Raw genomic sequence first — 19,843 nt, 5'->3', positions numbered from 1 at the left:
GCGAGGTGGCCGCGCGCTGGAGATGTCTTGCCGAAAACAACCGCTGCCATATAGTAGAGCGATGGAATCTAGCGCCCAAGTGCCCGTCCTGCCTAGCGAGGTGCGCAATTTACGCGGTGAGCGAATTCTCGCCTCGCCGCAGTTTCGCGATGGGGCATTTCGCAACACCTTGTTTGAAGCGGCGTCAATGCCGCGGCCGCCTTGGTCGGTAATGAAACAGTTTATGTTCGATCGCTCGGTGCAGCGCGTGCCGGTGCGGCCGATCTCGACGCACGATCCGCGGCCGGGTTGGGCCCAGGCAGCAGACACCGGCCTGCGCACCACCTGGCTTGGCCACAGCACCGTGCTCATTGAGCTCGGTAAGACGGTCGTGCTGACCGATCCAGTGTGGGGCCTGCGCGCCTCGCCGATGTCGTTCATGGGACCGAAGCGCTTCTTTGCCGCCCCGGTGGCAATAGAGAATTTGCCGCGCGTCGACGTGGTGCTCATCTCGCACGATCACTACGATCATCTTTGCAAGGCCTCGGTGCTCGCGCTCGCGAAGCGCGATGTCATCTTTGTGACGTCGCTTGGGGTTGGCGCGCGGCTCGAGCGCTGGGGCATCGCCGCGGCGAACATCGTCGAGCTCGACTGGGGTGAGCAGTGGAGCGGGCGGGGCGTCACCTTGTGTGCAGAGCCGGCGCAACATTTTTCCGGGCGCACATTTCGCGATCGCAACAGCACGCTTTGGGCCTCGTGGGTGATCAAGGGCGAGCGTCATCAAGTGTTTTTTAGCGGCGACACGGGCCTGACGCCACAATTTGCCGACGTGCGTCGCAAGCATGGCGCGTTTGACGTCGTCATGCTCGAAATTGGCGCCTATCACGAAGCATGGGGCAGCATCCATATGGGACCGCACAAGGCGCTGCAAGCCTTTGACATGCTCGGCGGCGGCACGCTGTTGCCGGTGCATTGGGGCACGTTTAATTTGGGCCTGCACGCGTGGGATGAGCCCATCGTCGATATCGTCGCCGCCGCGCCGCAGCTCGCGGGCGCCGTGATTACGCCCCCGGTCGGCCATGTGCTCGAACCGATTTCGCAGCAGGCGCAAGACGCTGCCGCAGGACGCACCAACCACCAAGCGTGGTGGTGATGGCGCTCGCGGCGCACCATCTCTACCTTGGTTCGTTGCTCTCCCACGAACCATACATGGGATTTGGCAGCACGATGTATTTCTCGCCAAACGCCGCGAGGCCTTCGGGGGCGTCAAAGCGCATATCCTGCGTCAGATCCGGAAAGTCTTTGATGTTGTCGCCAATAAATAGTTTTACGGCTAACGCGGGCACGCCTGGCGCGGCGGTTCCGGCGGCAACCTTGGCAAAGCGCGCTTCCTTCTCAGAACTTGTGCCTTTGCACAACACGACGTCAAACGCGATGTCCTGCGCGGCTAGGTTGTCCTTCGTCGCCGTGCACACCGCGTTATTGCGATTGGTAACGAGTGCTACGTATCCACCCGCTGCCCTTACGGCCTGCGTAAATGCCGCCGCCCCTGGGACGGCGGTAGCTTCGCGTCGCAGCACCCATTTGCGCCACGCCGTTGCGCTATAGCCAAGCCCGAGGCGCTCGATCTCAAACTGGCTATTGTCGAGCGTGGTCTCGTCGACGTCCAAAATTACGCCCCATGGCTGGGTCGGCTCCGTCGCGGCGTGCGCGGCTACCTTGGCCGTCGCAAGCGCATATGCCTGCGTCGTCGCCGCGACGTATTCCGCCGAATTGCGCAGCCAATGAATTTGCAGCGGCGGCTCGCCCGCCTTGTCGCGGTCCCGCGCCTCGTCGGCCGCCTGTTGGCGCTCATCGGAATCATCGCCTATTGGGTCTGAGTCCGGCGCTGGCGTGGCGCCAAGGCAGGCGCTCGTGCTTGCCACCAGGGCCAGCCAAAAAACGGCTGCGCCGCGGGAACGTAGTTGGCGGCTAGCTAGGCAATGCAGCGTCATGCCGGGGTCAGCAAGCAAGAATGACGCCATCCGCCATCGCGGAAAACTAGGGCCGCGATGGCGCGCGTCGCTGGCGCCTGGAGTTGCCGGTGGCAAGGTGAGTGGCGATTTTGGCATCAAGCCGGCGCCGGCTGGAGGCGCTACGCGGCGAGTTCGCGCGCGAACAACTGATACATGTCTTCGGCGCGCGCACCAATTTGCTCTGTCGTGAACTCCGTGGTGTCGACCTCGGGCAAGACGTCAAGCACGACCAGCCCTGGGTCGGCGACGATCTTGCCCATGGGCTGGCACGAGCGCGCGCCACGCACCACGATGGGGAGCATGGGCGCCTTGGTGGCAACCGCGAGGTGAAAGGCGCCTTTCTTGAAACGCCCCAGCTCCTCGGTTTTGGAGCGGGTGCCTTCGGGTGAGAGCATGACCGAGCACTGGTTCGCCTGCATGTAGGCCGCGACCTTGGCCATCGAGCGCTTGGCGGACTCGAGGTTTTGGCGGTCGATGGTTTGCAGGCGATAGGCAAAGACCCCGAGGCCAATAAACGGCACCCACAACATTTCGCGTTTTACGATCACCACGCAGCGCTTGGGCATGATGGCGGTGAAGAAAAACACGTCGAGCTGGCTGGTGTGATTAAAGATGAGGATTTGCGAGCGCGTCTCATCGATGCGGTGGGCGTTGTCCACCCGCAGGTCGATGCCCTGCAGCCACAGCACCGTGCGACCGACGACGCGCGCAACGAGATGAAAATATCGATCGGAACGATAACGAAACGTCAAAAGCGTCAGGGTCGTGGCAACCGTTAGGAACACCGCGAGAAAACCCCACCCCAGCGCAATCGCGACGACGGCGCGCAGCGCTCGCCACACGCCTCGCGGCGGATTTGGGTAGGCACCGGCGGGGCGCGCGTGACTGACTGAATCGGCTTGGCTTATTTCAGAATACATATGCCTTACTTGCCTTTCGCGGCCTCGCTGGTCAGCAGCCGATCGAGCGCGCTGGCGTCGGCGGAGGCGCCCTGGCCGAGCTGCCGCGTGCTCGCCAAATGGTGCAGCAACATGGCGCGATTATCGGCGACCGACAGATTTTGCAGCTCGAGCGCGCCAATGCGATCTTCGGGCGTAAAGGCGGGCTCCTCGACACGCTCCATCGACAGCTTCTCCGGCGCATACGCCATATAGTCGGCGCGCGTGTCGAGCAAGGTGTAGTCGTCGCCGCGCCGCAATTCCAGCGTCACCTCGCCGGTGATGCTTGGCGCAACCCAACGCATGAGTGAATCTTTTAGCATCATTGCCTCGGGGTCGTACCACTTGCCTTCGTACAGCAAGCGTCCCAGGCGGCGGCCGAGCGAGAAATATTGGTCGATCGTATTTTCATTGTGGATCGCCGACACCAGCCGCTCGTAGGCGAGGTGCAGCAGCGCCATGCCCGGCGCCTCGTAAATGCCGCGACTCTTGGCATCGATGACGCGGTTCTCGATTTGATCGCTCATGCCAAGGCCGTGGCGGCCGCCGATTTCGTTTGCCTTGCGAAATAGTTCGAAGGCGCTCGCATAGCGCGTGCCACTGAGCGCGACGGGCCAGCCTTGTTCGAAGGTAACGGTAACGGTTTCGGCGACGATCGCCACCTCAGGCTTCCAAAAGGCCACGCCCATAATTGGATCGACGATCTTGATGCCGCGATCGAGGCGCTCGAGGTCTTTGGCCTCGTGCGTCGCGCCGAGCACGTTGGCATCGGTGGAGTACGCCTTTTCGGTGGCGGCCTTTTGCGGCTTACCCTTACGCTCGAGATATTGGCTCATCTCGGTGCGGCCACCAAACGCCGAGACAAAGGCCTGATCGAGCCACGGCTTGTAGATCTTTAGCTGAGGGTTGACGAGCAGCCCATATCGATAGAAGCGCTGAATGTCGTTGCCCTTGTGGGTCGAGCCATCGCCAAACACGTTGACGCCATCGGCCGCCATGGCGCGAATAATCGCGGTGGTCGTGACCGCGCGGCCCAGCGGCGTGGTGTTGAAATAGGTCTTGCCGCCGCTGCGCAAGTGAAAGGCGCCGCACGCAATCGCGACTAGACCTTCGTGCACCATGCTGTCGCGGCAGTCGACGAGCTGCGCGGCCACGGCGCCGTGCGCCAATGCGATGGGCGGGATATCGGCGGCATTGGCTTCATCGGGTTGCGCTAGATCGGCGGTATAGGCGTGCACCTGCATGCCCATTTCGGCCAGCCACGCCACCGCGCAGCGGGTGTCGAGGCCACCGGAAAACGCAATGCCGAGCTTGGTGCCTTGCGGGGGAAGGGCGCGATAAATACGGCTCATTGCGCGGCGTGCATATCACGAATCTCGCGGCGGGAAATCGGCTGATTTGCGATCTTGCGCGCGAGCTGGCGGAAGGCGGTCAGGTACGCCGGCAGCGTCCATTTGCCAAGGTGCGTGCTGGCGCCTTCATACGCCTGCGCTTCGTATTCTTCCGGCGTCGTGACGTAGCCGGCGTAGTTGTTGGCGTAACCGGCGAAGATCACGTGCGTCACGCCAAGCGCCTGCAGCTCGCGCCCGACGACTTGTCGCACCCGGCGGCCGGCGACGGTGGTGAACTCACCAGGGGCGGCGGCAATTGCGACGTTGCCAATGACGACGAGCTGCACGGGCAGCACGTGGGGCGTCCATGGCGCGGCATTTTTGTGTTCTAGGTCGCGAATCTCGCTGACAACGCGTTGCACGCGCGCGGGCAGCGGCAGGCGCGGCAAGCGCGAGGTCTGGCCGATGCCCAAGAGGCGTCCGCGCGTTGCTTCGAGCCAGGTGATTTTTGGCGCCTGCACGTCGGCCTCGTCACGGTTGCCAAGACGCCGCAGCTTGATAAGCGCGCGTTGCGCAGGCAGCAGCCACAGCGGCAAGCCGGGGCCTTCTTCGGTGCCTAGGAACATCGCCATACCGATTTCGCCCGGCGCGGTGTGCCGTGATTGGCCGTCGGCCAGGTCAGCGTCAGCGGTGGCGCAAGCCATGTCGATTTCTTGATATGCAGAGGCAATCGCGCCGACCACCGGCGCCCCGCCGCGCCGCACAATTTCGATCGCCTTGGCGCCCTGTAAGCTGCCGTTATAACGCGCACTCTGATCGTCGTCGGCAAACTTGCCTCGCGCCAAGGGCACGCGCGGATGGCGCCAGTTGTTTGGCGTGACGTCGCCGGCGGCGCCTTGGGCAAAGGCCGCGACGCCGCCGAGCTCCGCCTCGGCTAGCTGCGCGGCATAGCCCTTGTTGTCAAAATGCAAGGCCGTGTTGTCACTGTGAATGCTCGTGGCGTGCACGGCAAACCAAGAAAATACGCCACTCACCTGCCCATCTGCAGCCGTTGCCACGGGTGTCGCCCACAGCGCGCGCATCGTGCGATCGAGCGCTAGCCGCGGATCGTCCGTCGAGGTGACGTCGTGGTTGCGCGCGTACGCGGCAAGGCGGCGATTAAATGCGACGTCGGCGTCTAGCTCGAAGGCCGCCTCGCCGTATCGTAGCTCGCTCGGCACGGCGGCGGCGGCGGCCGCGGCGATGGAAGCCACAATGCCGGCAACGATTGCTTGCAAGACCTCGGGCCAAAAACCCGGAATGGTCGCATTGTAAAACGGCGACTCCGAATAACCGCCCGGGCCGCTATGCGTATGCTGCGCGGTCAGCACGACGTTTTGCTCGGATAGCCCAAGCGTCGCGTGCGACGTCGCGAGTTCGGCCATGACGGCGCGGTGAATCGATTTGCTGATAAAACATAAGTCCGCGACCACAATCACCACGGCGCCCCTGCCGTCGTGCACGAACATCGCGCGCGCCCACAGCGGCGTCTGCGCGCTGTGCGCGATGTTGCCGATTTGGCCAAAGCCCATCATGCCCATGCCACGCGAAGGGGGCGTTATATCGGCCCGGCCAAAGCCGATTTCAAATGGCGTCTGCACGCCGCGACTGTAGTCGGCCCGCGGCCCAAAGTCTCGACAAATATGTCAGGTGCTACCAGCTCGCCATCTTGGTTTTTAGATTCTGGTCGAGCACGTCGAGAAAGGCCTCGGTGGTCAGCCACGGCGTGGTCTTGCTGATGAGGGTCGCGAGATCCTTGGTCATTTTGCCCGACTCGACGGTTTCGACGCATACTTGCTCGAGCGCGTCGGCAAAGCGCACCACATCGGGCGTATTGTCAAATTGGCCGCGATACTTGAGGCCCTGCGTCCACGCGAAGATCGACGCGATCGGATTGGTCGACGTCGGGTTTCCTTTTTGATGCTCGCGATAGTGGCGCGTTACCGTGCCGTGGGCCGCCTCAGCTTCGACGGTCTTGCCATCGGGCGTCAGCAGCACCGACGTCATCAGGCCCAGCGAGCCAAAGCCTTGCGCGACGGTGTCGGACTGCACGTCGCCGTCGTAGTTCTTGCACGCCCACACAAAGCCGCCGTCCCACTTCAGCGCCGAGGCCACCATGTCGTCGATGAGGCGGTGCTCATAGACGATGCCGGCCGCCTTAAACTTATCCGCGTATTCTTCGTCGAACACTTTCTGAAAGAGATCTTTGAAGCGGCCGTCGTATTTCTTGAGGATCGTGTTTTTGGTCGACAGATAGACCGGCCATTTTCGCTGCAGGCCGTAGGTGAACGAGCTGCGGGCAAAGCCGATGATCGAGTCGTCGAGGTTGTACATGCCCATGGCGACGCCGGCCGTCGTAAAGTCGAACACCTTGTGTTCGATCGGCTTGCCGCCATCTTTGGGGGTAAAGGTCATGGTGAGCGTGCCGGCGCCAGGCACGAGGAAATCGGTGGCGCGGTATTGGTCGCCAAAGGCGTGGCGGCCGATGACAATCGGCTTGGTCCAGCCAGGCACCAGGCGCGGCACGTTCTTGCACACGATAGGCTCGCGAAAAATGGTGCCGCCGACGATGTTGCGGATGGTGCCGTTGGGCGACTTCCACATCTCCTTGAGCTTAAATTCCTCGACCCGCGCCTCGTCGGGCGTAATCGTCGCGCACTTGACGGCGACGCCAAACTCTTTGGTCGCCATCGCCGAGTCGACCGTGACCTTGTCGTTCGTCGCGTCGCGGTGCTCAATGCCGAGATCGAAGTATTTTAGATCAATGTCGAGATACGGCAGGATCAGTTTGTCCTTGATGAATTTCCAGATGATGCGGGTCATCTCGTCGCCGTCCATCTCGACGACGGGATTTTTTACCTTGATTTTCGCCATGGCCGCTTGTACCGCAAGCTCGCTTTGCTGACCAGCGCGTGGCGAGGTTCATCGCGACAATTTGAGGCGCCGCACCGCCTATTGTGGGCGCGCAAATTCGACGAGGTCAGGATCGTACTGCGGAAATCGCGCGGCCAAGAGCTCGTCGACGCGGTCGAGCATGAACCACGTCCCGAGCGCCGTAGGGTGGAGGTCATCGTCGTTCATCAGCAAGGTGGTAGGCACGCTGCTGCCATCAGGGAGTGTAACCGGTTCGCCTGAGCGCAGCAGCGCCGACCATTCCGAGAGCGGTACGATGAGTACGCCCTCGCGGCCATCTGCCCATGCGATTAAGTGGTCGTGGATCGCCTCAATTTGTTCATCCGATAGCAAGTAGCCGCCGCCGGCATCGAGCTGCGGCATGTCGCCCACGACGATCATGCGCGTGCCATCGTCGAGCGCCTCGAGCGCGGTGAGTCCGTATTGGATCGTCGATAAAGGCGCGCCCGATGAGTAGCCGAGCCAAAATAGGTAGTCGATTGCAATGACCAATTCGGCCTTGGTTTGCGCCATCGTCGCGGCCTGTGTCTGCGCGTTCTCGATGGGGTCCAAATAGAAATACGCGTCCGCGAGCGCAGTAATCTTGGCGTCCGGGAGCGCCGTATGCCAGGCGTCGCTTACCGCCCATCCCTGGTATCCAAACGACACGCTTGCGCCCATGACGCCTAAGTGGAATGGCTCAATCGGGATGGGTTCGTCTGAGGTCGCTGGCTCTCCGCAGGCCGAAGCCGCAACTAGGAGTGCTATGCCAAACCAGCTTGGCGCAGTATTACCGGGACCTGAAAATGCTTGCATGGCGCGTCGTGAGGGCACCCTAGCACATTGCATGCGTAAGTCGATCGGCGTAAATTCGCAGGTCGTGGCGAGTTCCAAGCCTTATGAAGGTCAGCCCGCGCTGGCGCTTGACGGCGAGCCAGACGTCGCCATGGGCGAGGTTGCGCAACTGCCTGCGATTGAGCGCGAGGCGCTTGCGGCGCGATTGCAGCGGCGCGAGATAGAGGAGGTCGCCTTGGAGCGCAGCGCTAAGGAACGTTTCGCGGTGCAGATGCTGGAGGCGGTGGTCGAGATCGAAGATGTGCGAGGCGATCAGCTTGACCCGCCCTTGGCCCAGCCCAAACCGCATAGTTTCGATATCGCGAACGCGGTGAATCGTCTCAATGCAAACGCAAAGGCCGAATCGTTGGGGCGTTGCGGAACCTATGTTCGACTCGCCTTGCAAGCCGGCGGCGTTGACGTAAGTGGCCATCCCGTTGCCGGAGCAAATTATGGGCCTTTTTTGCTGGCGCGCGACTTCGTACGGATCAGCGGTGACGACTTTGTGGCGGGCGATATCGCGGTGATGCGCGCCTTCCGTGGCCGGCGCAAGAACCACCCGTATGGGCATGTCCAGATGTTCAATGGTGAGCAATGGGTGTCTGACTTTAGGCAATGCAACTTTTGGCCCGGCCCAGATTATCGAGAGTCGCAGCCACCCTACGCCGTGTATCGATTTCCACACGGGTGACCGGGGCAGGCGAGAAGGCTAGCGCGCCTGGCATACGGCTTGCTTATCCTTTGGTGAGAGCCGACGAGCGTTGTCGGTTTTGCATCGGGATATCAACAGGTTAACGACAGGGGGCAGTATGAGCGAGGAGAAAACACGGCTGGCTGGGAACACTACCTGGGGGGGCGCGACCTCGGTTTTTGAACCTTTTTCCCCATCGGTTTGCGGCATGTTGTTGCTCGCGCTGGCTGGTTGCACCGGGGCCGCGGATGACATCGAGCGCGAAAGCAATGCGCTGGGCGCGACCTGTTCCATTCCCGCGATGTCGGCAGGGCCCGCCTCATCGGCTGCCTCGACCGCGACCCCCGACGTGCAGCCTGGTGGTGGCGAGGCGTACGGCGATATCTTGGGGCAGGGGCTCGGGGCCAATTGCAGCGAAAATTTTACCAACATCAACCACTGCGCGAACCGCGACAATCCTCCGGCGCCAAGCATCGACCGCAGCCTGAGCACGACCTTGTTTGGCTACCAAGATGGCAAGGCAGCCGGCTATCCCGAAGAAGGCGGCGAACACGGCACGGCCGGGCATGAAAACTATCGCCCCGCGGCTGGCGACGCGCAAATCATGCCCTTTGCGCGCTCGAGCAACGATGCGCGCCTCTTGCTCGATGGCAGCTATGGCGGCTGGCCAAAGCTGGCGCTGCTACGTCCAGAAAATGTCGGCTACGATCTGACGGTTGCCAGCGCCAGCCAAACGCCCTTGTCGCGCGAAGTCGCCGAGCTGCACGGCCTCACCTGGTTTAATCCCATCGATACCAGCTATGTGGTCGATGGCGCGGATCCAGAGGTCTGGAATCTAATTAGCTCCGCGCCCAATACGCTGCACAGCACGATGTGCGAGAATTCAAGCGATCAAACCGACACCGAGCATCGCTCGCCGTATGCCTGCAAGGCCAGCTATGGCGCGGTTGCGTATGGCAGGCTCGATGCGCCCGCGGGAGAACATATTGGCCTATGCTATGACTTCACGTTGGTCTCGGGCGTAGCGCGAACCGAGCGAAAATCTGGCCCGATGCCAGCGCACTGGGAGCTGCGCTCGGCACCGGTAACCGTCTTTGTGCGCACCCCTTATACGACGAGTGCAGGCGAACCCATCGGCGACGGCCTGCCACATAGCTGGGTGTATCCGCAGCGCGCCTCGCGTGGCCTCGTGCCCAATGACGAGGGCGTGGTAACCATGCCGGACTTTGCGCCATATGATATTGGCTACCTATTTCCGTGGAATCAATTTGGCTCGGGCAGCGTCGATCTCAAACGCCTGGCGCTTGGGCCTTCGGTGGCGGTGCAGCGCGACGGCGGCGTCGTCGATGTGCCGACCGATTGTTACCTAGCGCCCGGCGCGCCCAATGAAGAGGGCGAACCGTGGTGCGCCTTCTTGTGGGATCAGCGGCGATCGAGTGAGTTTTACCTCGACCTTGATCAGAACGGTGTCGTCGAAGCCGACAAGAGCAAGCTCACCTCGTGGGATGGCCGCGGCAAGTACACGTTGTTTGAGGCGACGACCGAGGGCACCGGCCGCTTGCTCATGATCAATTTCAACGCCGGGCTGCTCTACAGCGTGCAATCGACCACGACACCCTGCGCCGCCGACGGCTTCTCGGTGTGGCGGCCGCTTAGCTCAATGCCCATAGATCCCGCCGCCGCGGAATTCCCGCTGGCGGGGAGCACTGGAGGCCAGCCATTTCGCGATCCAAGCGGCGCCGCGATGCCCTTTGGCTCGCTGCATCGTTTCGCCTACCAGTGGCTCGATCGCGCCGGCAAGCATTTAATCTTAGCGATGATGAATGAGCAGCGCGATGCCTACAAGCCCACCGCGATCGAGCGCGTGTTCGTGCGCGGGCAAGACGTTGGGCGCCCCAATCCACCGGCATCCGCCGAGACGGATGAGGTCGAGCGCAACCGCATGGGCCTAAACTCGCGCGCCGGGCATGAGCTCGCGGTGATTGGTGCGTGGACGGGTGGCAAGTTTGTAACCCTCGACAATGGGCTAAACCTCTCCGACTTTGGCGGCCGCGGCACCTTTGGGCCGGATGGAAATTTTTATACGCACAAGTATACGCTCGATCTCTATCGCGATAAATCGATTGCGTTCATCCCCAAGGGCGTCTCCGGCGTGCAATCGCCCGAGCATCGCCTTGGGCTATTCGATGCGCTGCGCCCCACCATGCCCTTTGACGTGGTGTGGGCGGTTAGCAGCAACAACCATCGTAACAGCGAGATCGTCTTTGACGACTACCATGCGAAGAACGCGTTGGTCGTCGCGCACATGAATGCGCCGATGACCTTCAAGTACAATACGTCCTCCGGAGGCAGCGCGCGCCCAGCAGATCCGGTGTTGCTAGATGGCTTCGTAGCGACCGGCGACCCAGCGTCTACGACCCCAGGCTATAAGCTGGGCAAGGGCGATGCCGTGGTTCGCGCCCGCCTGCAAAACGCGGCCGGCAACTCGCCGGTGTCGTCGCTGCGCTTGTTAGGCGGCGCGCGGGTCGAGCCGGTGGCGCTCGGTGGCGTGCTTGGCAAAGGCGTCTACCTCGACGGCCACAACGATTTTATCGACATCGGCGGCTACTACGGCACCCAGATGCCTCGCGATTATTACGCCGGCATTTGGGTGGATCTGCGCGACGTCGAAAAAGAGCCGAAGGATCGCGTGTTGTTCTATTTCGCCGACGATTCGTATATTGGTTTCGCCAAGGATGGCGCAAGCTGGAAGCTTACGGCGCACAGCGGTAGCGCACGCAAATCGCTGGCGCTGGGCGCGTTGCTGAAATCAAACGCGTACCATCACGTTGGCGTCATGTCGTATATGGAGGGTGGCTCGCGCGTGCTGGAAATCTTGATCGATGGCAATCGCATCGGAACGCTGACCTTTGCGGGCGATAAATTTAGCTTGCAGGCGACCCATGTAGGCAGCGCGTCGCGGCTAACCATCGGTTCGCCGTATAAGCAGACGCGCTCGTTTTGGGATTGGCTATTTGGTCGCGTCGGACGACGCGGCGCGCTCGGCGCGTGGGTCGACGAGTTTCGCTTGTACCGCCTCGATAGCGGCGAGATGAGCCCAGATAGCTATTTCGCTGAGGTGGCCTGCAACCAGGCCCTCGGCACCCTGGTCTTGGCGCAGGGCGAGCTGCCCGCCGCGCTCACCGGCAAGGTTAGCGCGTTGCGCGACGCCACGGGCGAGACGCCGGCGCGCCTGTGCGAGCAATTGCAGTTTACCTCTCACGGCGACCCCACCGATTTGCCGCGGCAGGTTGGCCGCGGCGCCATTTGCGTCGATAAGGTCCATCGCAACGCGAACGACCCGCGTTGTCTGCGCGGCCAGCTCCACCAATTGCCGACGCCCGTCGCTGAGTTGGCTCGCGTCGACGAACAAGAAAACAAATTTTGCACCAGTTGCCATGTCGAGGCGCCGCGCGCCGCGAAGGGACTCGGCATGAACGCGCTGGTGGAAGGCGATGTCGCGCGCTGGCTTGATCGCCGTCGGCAGCCGATGAATCCACCCGCGACGCTGGCGCTGCCAGGCAATATTTGCGCGCCCGACGCGCCGCTGCGCGATACGTGGTACGGCTTGTTTGCGACATGGGGCCAGTCGCCAGCCCCGAGCGTGTTTGCGACAGATTTCGTGACCGATGGCCAGATACCGGTGGCCGACGGCGGCGTCTTGCCGCAGTACATGCCGCCGTTTGTCGGTAGCGCCGCACCTTAGCGCATCGCCTGGGGGAATACACATCAGATCGGGGTGTGGGCTCCCAGGGCGGCCGTCGCAAGTAGTTGTTTGTGCGGCGTTTGAAGCGGTAGCGCTTGGCATGTTGCTTGCTGCTTAGCCCTTGTATGAAACCTGTAATCGCGATCGCGTTTGCCGTCATCGGCGCCACGGGTTGCATGTCCGACGAACCAGTCGTTGGCACCGAGCGCACCAACGGCGAGATCGTCGGTGGCGTCGCGGCCCAACTCGGTCAATATCCGACCGTCGCCGCGCTAAAGCTGCAGACGCCAAACGGCACCGGGCTGTGCACGGCGACGCTAATCGCCCCCAACGTCCTGCTCACGGCCAAGCACTGCACCGTTGGCCGCGACGTTTCACAAATCACCGCAGTCTTTGACCAGCTGGATGCGTTTGGCACCGGTGGCATCACCGCCACGATCGCAGAAAAAGTCGAACACCCGGGCTGGAGCAGCAACAACCTCGGCGGCGGCAAAGACCTCGCGCTGTTGCGTTTGACGACGCCGCTTACCGATCGCACGCCGACCGCGATTAACACCGACGCAACCAATAGCGCCACCGGCGTGCAAGTCACGATGGCCGGCTTCGGGCGGCGCAATCCAAATGTTCAAAATGATTCTGGCCTGCTCTATGTGCTCACGGGCAAGCCTTACGCGGCGTGTAGCAACTTCGGCCTGGGTGGCAGCGAGGGTGCGCTAGCTTGCTATAGCCAGGCGGCGCCCAATGCTAGCGGCAAATGCAATGGCGACAGCGGCGGCCCCTCGTTCGCGACGGTAGGCGGCGTGCAAAAAGTGGTTGGCGTCACCTCGTTTGGCGATGCCAGCTGCACCGGCTATGGCGCCGATATTCAAGTTGATGCCGAGCTCGCTTTTTTGCAGCCCGTGCTGACTAACTGGGCCTTGCCAGGCAACCCACCACCCGGTGGCAATCCTCCAGCCGAACCACCCGGCCAAGCGCCTGGCGATGATGAGGCCGTGCCAGAAGAAGGCACCGCATCAGCCATTGGCGGCCAGGCCGCCGGCGGTTGCTCGGCCGGGGCCGTGCCTTCTGCGGGTGGCGCGCTGGTGATGCTGCTCGCGCTTGCGTGGCGCCGCCGTCGCGGCTAACGCGCATGGGACGCCCGAAGTGGGGCAAGCGCGGCTAGCAGAGCACATGTGAGCCCTAACCTGCCTTGCGCCCTACACGGTGCGCCATGGGATTATTAGCTCATGACGCTCTTAAAAATCGCCTTGCTTTCCCTCGCGCTATCGGCCTGTATCTCCGAAGGCACCGCTCCTGACGAACCAACGCCCGACGACGAGAAGGCCGCCGACCTGCGTTCGCAATGCACGGCCATTGGCGAAACTATTCAATCCACCGACTCGACGTTCTCCGTCACCTGCGGCCCCGACGACGTCTAGTCGCGTTGCATCGCAACACCAGAGGACACCAGCCTCGCGAAGCGAGGCGCAGTGGAATCGCCGTCAGGGGAGTCGCAGCGCGCAGCGCTCGATCTCCCGGCGCTGGGCGCGGCCCAGCCGCGTTGCGAAGCAACGCTAGAGGCCAAAGCATTTTTGAAAAAAAATGCGGAGTGGAATCGCCATCAGGGGAGTCGCAGCGCGAAGCGCTCGATCTCCCGGCTCGGGTGTAACCCGAGCGCGTTGCGAAGCAACGCTAGAGGCCACAAGCATTTTTGAAAAAAATGCGCAGTGGAATCGCCATCAGGGGAGTCGCAGCGCGAAGCGCTCGATCTCCCGGCTCGGGTGTAACCCGAGCGCGTTGCGAAGCAACGCTAGAGGCCACAAGCATTTTTGAAAAAAATGCGCAGTGGAATCGCCGGGAGTCGAACCCGGGTCCGAAGATCCTTCTTCCTAAGCATCTACGCGTGTGTCCACTGTTTCTTTTTTAACCCCAGGTCGTCGGTAGGTGGCGACCTCTACCCGAGGCGATGCAGCGAAGTCTTAGTCACGGTGTCACTGCCATCCACCGTGAAGCGGTCTGATTATTTCAATGTTCGCCGGCTCCAGACGGAAGCTAGCGGCATTGTCGCTGGCAATTAAGCAGCGAGGGCAACAGCGTTATCGTTCGCAGTTACACGTTTGCCCATTTTTACGTGGCCTTGGGCGCCACGACGCGCAGCCTAGACGTCTATATCCCCGTCGAAGCCGTTACGATCCCAGATTGTCAAAGACCAGGCCAATGTGGGGCTGCACGGCGGTGGCGTCAAGGGCCATTTCACGTTAGTCGCCTCCGCGTGGCTGGGTGTCGGATAAGACGCACGTTGGGTTCGCCGCGTCGGCGACGTAAACTAGCCCGATGCCCCAACCGTATCTCGTCCATCTAGCCTTCCTGCTGGGTAGCGTGGTCGCTTGCGCCGCCAAGCCTGATACTGCGCCGCCGCCTCCGCCAGGCGATCCAACCTTAGAGGTACGGCTTGCCAGCGCGAGCTTTCAGGTGATCGATGGCGCCGCCACGGGCGCCGCAATTACGGTTGTCGCCATCGCACCTGATGGCAGCGAAACCGACGTCACCGCCGAGGTCTCGCTGGTCGCCGAGCCCGCCGGCATTGGCGCCATTGCGGCGCAGACGTTGTTGCCCACCGGCGACATTGCCGGTGCTGGTCGCGTCGTCGCGTTTGACGGCACGCGCAGCGCCTCGGCCGCCTTTGAGGTCTATGTCAGCAAGACCCTGCCGGGCGATGTCTCTCCGACCGATGCCGGTCTCTTTGGCGTCGCCACCCCGGGAAGCGGCACCGCGATTGCGCTTAACTATCCGCCGGCAGGCGCGCTCATTCCGCCCAACCTTGGCGAGATGGACGTCCACTGGACGGACGGCAGCGCGAGCAATCTTTTTGAGATTTCGCTCACCGGCACCTATGTCAACATCAAGGCGTATGTCGCAGGCGCGAGCGCAACGCACTGGCATACCTTGGCCGCCGAGCATTGGGCCCTCGTCGCTAGCGGGGCGCGTGGGCAGGAGCTGACGATTGCCGTGCGTGGGCTTCACACCGCCGCGCCGAGCACCTTTGCCGCCGGCGAGCTCGCCGTGCGCATCGCCTCGCAAGAGGTCCTTGGTGGCGTGTATTTCTGGAACGCCACCGCCGGCGCGATCATGCGCCACGACATGGCGACGCCCGATCTCGCGCCAACGCGTTTTTATCCACCGGTCGGTCAGACGGGTTGCGTCGGCTGTCACGCCATCTCCCGCGACGGCACGCTGGTGGCGTATCGCCAAGAAGGCGGCAACCTCAACTACGGCAATGTTGTCGCCGCCGACACCTTGACCCGCACGTTGACGCTCAACACGCAACAATGGAACTTTGCGGCGATTCATCCCAACAACAACGATATGTTCACGACGACCACCAACGGCCTGCATCTCACCGATCTCGCGACCGGCGTGGTGACGGCGCTCTATGGCGCCTCACGCATCTCGCACCCCGAGGTGAGCGCCGATGGTCAGACCGTCGTCGCCACGGCCCTGTCGTCGGGGGACGAAGTGTGGGCCGCCGAGGGACGCATCGTTGCGTTTGCCTATGACGACGTCGCCAAGACCGTCGCCGCCCCGACCACGCTAGCGGATCCTGCCGGCGCGACGTTTGCATACTATCCGTCCATTTCGCCAGACAACGAATGGGTGCTCTATAACCAGGCGACGAGCGGCTCTAGCTATGACAACCCCAACGCCGAGCTGTGGATCACCAGGCTTGATGGCAGTGGCGTGCCGATCCATCTCACGCAGGCGGACGCGCCAAGCACGACCTATAATTCGTGGCCCAAGTGGACGCCGTTCGCCGGGACCGAGCCAACCCTTGAGGGTGCGACCGAGCCCGTCATGTGGTTTACGGTGTCCTCGCGCCGCGCCTTTGGCGTGCGCTCGACCGCGCCGCAAAAGCCGCAGCTATGGTTGGTGCCGTTCTACCCCGATCGCGCCGCCGCGGGACAACCGGCCTCGGCGCCGCCGATTCGGCTGCCCTTTCAAGCGCTCGGTCAGGGCAATCACATTGCGCAATGGACCGAACAAATCGTCGGCGTCAATTAGCTCGCGCCGGCTTGGAGATCACGACGTCTGACAGAAAGGGCACAAAGATCGTCTTGGAGAGGTTGAATTTGACGCGACACGCGCCAAGGTCGACCGCGTCGGCGACGACATTTTCTAAGCCGCCGACATTGGGGTTAGTGATCACGCTCAGCGTCGCCGCGTTGAACGGCGCAAAGTAGATCCGGTCATCGAAGCCAAGCGCAATGCCCGAGGCGAGGACCGCCATATCGACATTGACGCCAGTCAACACATCGTGTTGGCGAAGGCGGTCGGCTTGCCACGCAAACCCGCCGGTTGAACTGAACGGGACGTAGAGCGTGTTGCCATCGGGGGAAAATTCGAGCGAATACCCCTGCGCGGTGTGCACTTGCGTCCACGCCGACGTCACCAAGCCCGTCGCGCGATCAAAGTTTGCCCACCACGAGCCAGCCGGCGACTCGGTGGCGATCGCGATACGCGTGCCAGCCCGGTTAAACCGAATCGTGCCGCGGCTGGCGGCGGTCACCGTTAGCGGCAGGTCGCTCTGCACCGGCGTCACGCCCGCAACGGTCGCATTCACGATGTGGCGTGCATCGAGCTTGCTGCCATTAAATACCACCAACCAAAAGCCCAGCGTGCCGTCCTCAATGCCGCCAATGGCTTCGCCTGTGCCGGTCGCCACCTCGACCGTGGTGGCAAGCACGCTGTCGCTCGTGGTGCTGATGCGGGTGGCAAACACCTTCGTAGTGTCGTTGGCAAACACGAACATTTCATCCGTCGAGCCTGGCACCGGAATAAATACGCCGGTCTCGGTCGCCGTCGGATCGCCACCGGCGTCGCTGATAATCTCGACGCCGGCCGCGTTTCGCACCGAGATGCCGTTGGTGTAGTACTGCAACTCGCCGGTCGTTGGGTGGCTCCACGTCGAGCTGCCCTCAAAGGCGTCGATGGCCGCGGGGCAGGTGACGACCGGGGAGGCGCCGCGAAAGTCGAGGAAGAAATTTCCCGCGTACCAATTGGCTTCAAATGTGCGAGAGGTCGGGTCCCCGCCCGGGGGGCCATCTGGCGGCGCGTCGGTGGGTGCATCGGGAGCTGGGCCAGCACCGGGGTCAGCGGCGCAGGCCATCGCCGCGAGGAGCGCAGCCAGGAGGGCGGCCAGCACGAGCTGGCGGCTCGCGGTGGCACCGGGACAACGTCGGGCGGGGAGAGTCGTCACGCGACGAATGTACCGAAATTCGGGCGCTCGTAGGGCGCGGCGGGCGCAACGTTCGTGCCCCCGCGACGAGGTGTGGGCGGTGTAGGTCTTAAGCGCTAGTTACATAAGCGAGGTGCACGCCGCTTGGCGCCACTGAATCAAATTGTGCGCTCGTCGCGATCTGGCGCATACTTTAGTTCTGGATGTCTAAGCCGATTTGGGAGCTTGAGCCCGACGAGTTAAATCAGGAGTTAGCTCGCCCGGGTCAACGCACGCCGCGCGTCAGCGATGCGGCGCGCTTGACGGCAGGCCTTGCCACGCTGGCAACCAGCGATAGTGGCGTACAAGCCGATGCGTCCAGCGAATTCGATGATGCGGGCGATACGCAAGATTCGCCCAATGCGTGGAAAGAGCAGCTCGAGGAATCAGTCGCCGAGGGCGATCAAACCATCGTCGCGAGCCCTTCGACCGCGGCGCTGGCAGGGGCTGGCGCCGCGTTCTCGCCACCGACCGCGCAAATTTCACGCGCCGAGCTTGAGGCGCTGCGCTCTGAACTGACACGCAACACCAAAAAATAAGGTGTCGGCCGGGCTTAACCCTGCGCGGCGATGACTTAGGGCCGAGGCTCGCGGCGCGCCCGCTACCTGACACCACATGTAGGAACCATCGTGCCGCTCGGCGTGCCATTAAGCCGGCGGCGCAATCGCGCTATTTGCGTTGCGCTTGCACCACGACCGGTGCAGAATTTAATGTGGATGGCAAAGCCAATTTGGGAGTTAGAGCCAGACGGGATTGATGCGGAGCTAAAACGCGCGCAGCAAGCTCATCGGGAGCGCACCCAGGCCGGGCCCGCTATGCCAAGCGCTCGCGTCGCGCCGCCCGTGCCAGCCGAGCCCTCGTCGTTTGCATCAGGCACCAATCGCGCGCGGACGCCAGGTCGCGTTAGTCCGCTGCCCGCGCCACCGATCGCCGATCTCGAGCTTGAGGCGGACTTTTCTGAGCTAGGGGGCGACCAAGATTTTGCGAGCGCGGAATTCGAAGGTGTGGCGCCCACGGCAGAAACCCCCGCTCACTTGCTGCAGCAACTAAAGCAACAGACGACGGCCGCTGCGGCCAAGGTGAAGCAACAAACGAACGCCGAGCCTGCTAAGAGCGCCACGCGTGCTCGCCAACCCGCGATCACCCCAGCCTTGCCTGTGAGCGCGAATCCAGCTCGTCCCGATCCACATAGCAAAAGCACGGCGCCCATGATCGCTAAGGCGGGTCGCCCCGCAAGCCCGCCGATCGTTGCCAAGAGCAGTCATCCGGCATCGGCGCCGGCTCCACTGCCCGCGTCGCAAACGGCACCCAAGCCAGATCCCGATCCGAGGTTAACGCCCAAGCCAGCCGCACCCGTCTCGACGTCCTACAGCGTGGTGCGGAAAAACAGCGTGCTCTTTCCACCCAAAAAAGACGAATAGCCTCTTCGCGCCTATTGGTTTATCGCCGCGGCAAAACCAACAACGTCGCGCGCGCCCGCCGCAAGACAAGCCGTCGCGCATGCGCGCATGGTGGCCCCCGTCGAGATTACGTCATCAAAAAGCAGCACGCGCGCGCCCGCTAAGCGGTTCGACGCGGCAAAGGCCCCGCGCAGGTTACGCAGGCGAGCCTCGCGCCCGAGCCCAGCTTGTGGCGCGCGATGGCGGGTGCGGCGGAGCAGCCCAGGTGAAAGTCTGCACGCCGATGGCTTATCGAGGGAAAGCTCAAGCAAGAGCGCGGCGTGCACCACGCCTCGTCGCAGCGCGCGCCAAAATGGCATTGGCACTGGGATGAGGCACGTTGGCTCGGTGGTGGCGATGAACGCGGCTAACGGCGCGCGGATTTGCCGCGCGATGGCGTATCCGCACGGCAGCTGCCTAAAATATTTAAAGCGCTCGATCGCCAGCGCCAACTGGCCGCCGTACTGCCATGGGCTGCTAACCGCCACGAGCTCCTCAAGGCGCACAACCGCGCGCGCGCCTGGCTCAAACGAAAGCAGGCACTCGGCACAAAAACCGGCGGCGGCGGGGCAGGGCGCCTGACACGTGCAACAGCGCGGTGGAAGTAGGCGGTCAAATAGCTTCATCACATGGTGCCTTATCGGGCGGCCGCGGGCGTTGTTGCGGATTATTTGGTAGGGTGCGCCGGT

16 protein-coding genes and 1 other RNA gene are annotated in these 19,843 nt (G+C 62.7%); 8 read left to right on the top strand and 9 right to left on the bottom strand.

Going from position 1 to position 19,843, the window contains the following annotated elements; genetic code table 11:
* Positions 1-61 precede the first annotated feature (61 nt).
* Complete coding sequence (locus IPL79_08835) at positions 62-1,132, top strand: MBL fold metallo-hydrolase (protein MBK9071090.1); 1,071 nt, start codon at positions 62-64, stop codon at positions 1,130-1,132.
* Positions 1,133-1,154: 22 nt separating this feature from the next.
* Here the strand turns inward: IPL79_08835 and IPL79_08830 are convergent, their stop codons facing one another.
* From IPL79_08830 to IPL79_08805, 6 genes are all read right to left on the bottom strand, one after another.
* A complete protein-coding gene (locus IPL79_08830; protein ID MBK9071089.1) occupies positions 1,155-1,904 on the bottom strand; it encodes a hypothetical protein in 750 nt (249 codons plus the stop codon).
* Positions 1,905-2,113: 209 nt separating this feature from the next.
* The gene (locus IPL79_08825; protein MBK9071088.1) at positions 2,114-2,914 is read right to left on the bottom strand and encodes a 1-acyl-sn-glycerol-3-phosphate acyltransferase; all 801 of its coding nucleotides are present in this window, start codon (positions 2,912-2,914) and stop codon (positions 2,114-2,116) included.
* Between the two features lie 5 nt (positions 2,915-2,919).
* Positions 2,920-4,284, bottom strand: coding sequence for an argininosuccinate synthase (gene argG / locus IPL79_08820; protein ID MBK9071087.1), 1,365 nt, complete (start codon positions 4,282-4,284; stop codon positions 2,920-2,922).
* The gene (locus IPL79_08815) at positions 4,281-5,903 is read right to left on the bottom strand and encodes a neutral/alkaline non-lysosomal ceramidase N-terminal domain-containing protein (protein ID MBK9071086.1); all 1,623 of its coding nucleotides are present in this window, start codon (positions 5,901-5,903) and stop codon (positions 4,281-4,283) included. Before IPL79_08815 ends, argG begins: the two co-directional genes overlap by 4 nt.
* Positions 5,904-5,955: 52 nt before the next feature.
* Positions 5,956-7,176 (bottom strand): NADP-dependent isocitrate dehydrogenase, encoded by a 1,221-nt coding sequence (locus IPL79_08810; GenBank protein ID MBK9071085.1) that lies wholly within the window; start codon positions 7,174-7,176, stop codon positions 5,956-5,958.
* A gap of 78 nt (positions 7,177-7,254) precedes the next feature.
* Positions 7,255-7,875 (bottom strand): hypothetical protein, encoded by a 621-nt coding sequence (locus IPL79_08805; protein ID MBK9071084.1) that lies wholly within the window; start codon positions 7,873-7,875, stop codon positions 7,255-7,257.
* Positions 7,876-8,041: 166 nt separating this feature from the next.
* Here IPL79_08805 and IPL79_08800 point away from each other — a divergent pair, with 166 nt between their 5' ends.
* The 4 genes from IPL79_08800 to IPL79_08785 all read left to right on the top strand — a co-directional run bounded on the left by IPL79_08800 (position 8,042) and on the right by IPL79_08785 (position 13,882).
* Positions 8,042-8,719: a hypothetical protein gene (locus tag IPL79_08800; protein ID MBK9071083.1), complete on the top strand. Its 678-nt coding sequence runs from the start codon at positions 8,042-8,044 to the stop codon at positions 8,717-8,719.
* Between the two features lie 208 nt (positions 8,720-8,927).
* Entirely contained in the window at positions 8,928-12,464 is a 3,537-nt protein-coding gene (locus tag IPL79_08795; protein MBK9071082.1) for a hypothetical protein, read from the top strand.
* A gap of 125 nt (positions 12,465-12,589) precedes the next feature.
* A complete protein-coding gene (locus IPL79_08790; protein MBK9071081.1) occupies positions 12,590-13,588 on the top strand; it encodes a trypsin-like serine protease in 999 nt (332 codons plus the stop codon).
* Between the two features lie 102 nt (positions 13,589-13,690).
* On the top strand, positions 13,691-13,882 hold the full coding sequence (locus IPL79_08785) for a hypothetical protein (GenBank protein MBK9071080.1): 192 nt from the start codon (positions 13,691-13,693) through the stop codon (positions 13,880-13,882).
* 404 nt (positions 13,883-14,286) lie between these two features.
* Here the strand turns inward: IPL79_08785 and ssrA are convergent.
* Positions 14,287-14,639, bottom strand: a transfer-messenger RNA (tmRNA) gene (gene ssrA, locus IPL79_08780).
* A gap of 138 nt (positions 14,640-14,777) precedes the next feature.
* Here ssrA and IPL79_08775 point away from each other — a divergent pair.
* Positions 14,778-16,502, top strand: a complete 1,725-nt coding sequence (locus IPL79_08775) for a hypothetical protein (protein MBK9071079.1) — start codon at positions 14,778-14,780, stop codon at positions 16,500-16,502.
* Here the strand turns inward: IPL79_08775 and IPL79_08770 are convergent.
* A complete protein-coding gene (locus tag IPL79_08770; protein ID MBK9071078.1) occupies positions 16,495-17,697 on the bottom strand; it encodes a hypothetical protein in 1,203 nt (400 codons plus the stop codon). The two genes, IPL79_08775 and IPL79_08770, sit on opposite strands and share 8 nt — an antisense overlap.
* A 182-nt stretch (positions 17,698-17,879) precedes the next feature.
* On the opposite strand from IPL79_08770, the gene IPL79_08765 reads away from it, so the two are divergent.
* Positions 17,880-18,254, top strand: coding sequence for a hypothetical protein (locus tag IPL79_08765; protein MBK9071077.1), 375 nt, complete (start codon positions 17,880-17,882; stop codon positions 18,252-18,254).
* A 177-nt stretch (positions 18,255-18,431) separates the two neighbouring features.
* A complete protein-coding gene (locus IPL79_08760; protein MBK9071076.1) occupies positions 18,432-19,136 on the top strand; it encodes a hypothetical protein in 705 nt (234 codons plus the stop codon).
* Between the two features lie 11 nt (positions 19,137-19,147).
* Here IPL79_08760 and IPL79_08755 read toward each other — a convergent pair whose 3' ends face one another.
* Positions 19,148-19,780 carry a ComF family protein gene (locus IPL79_08755; protein MBK9071075.1) on the bottom strand — a complete coding sequence of 211 codons (633 nt, stop codon included), beginning with the start codon at positions 19,778-19,780 and terminating at the stop codon, positions 19,148-19,150.
* Positions 19,781-19,843 lie beyond the last annotated feature (63 nt).

Source organism: Myxococcales bacterium (assembly GCA_016716835.1).
Lineage (GTDB): Bacteria > Myxococcota_A > Polyangia > Haliangiales > Haliangiaceae > JADJUW01.
This window is presented reverse-complemented; position numbering and strand designations above follow the sequence as displayed.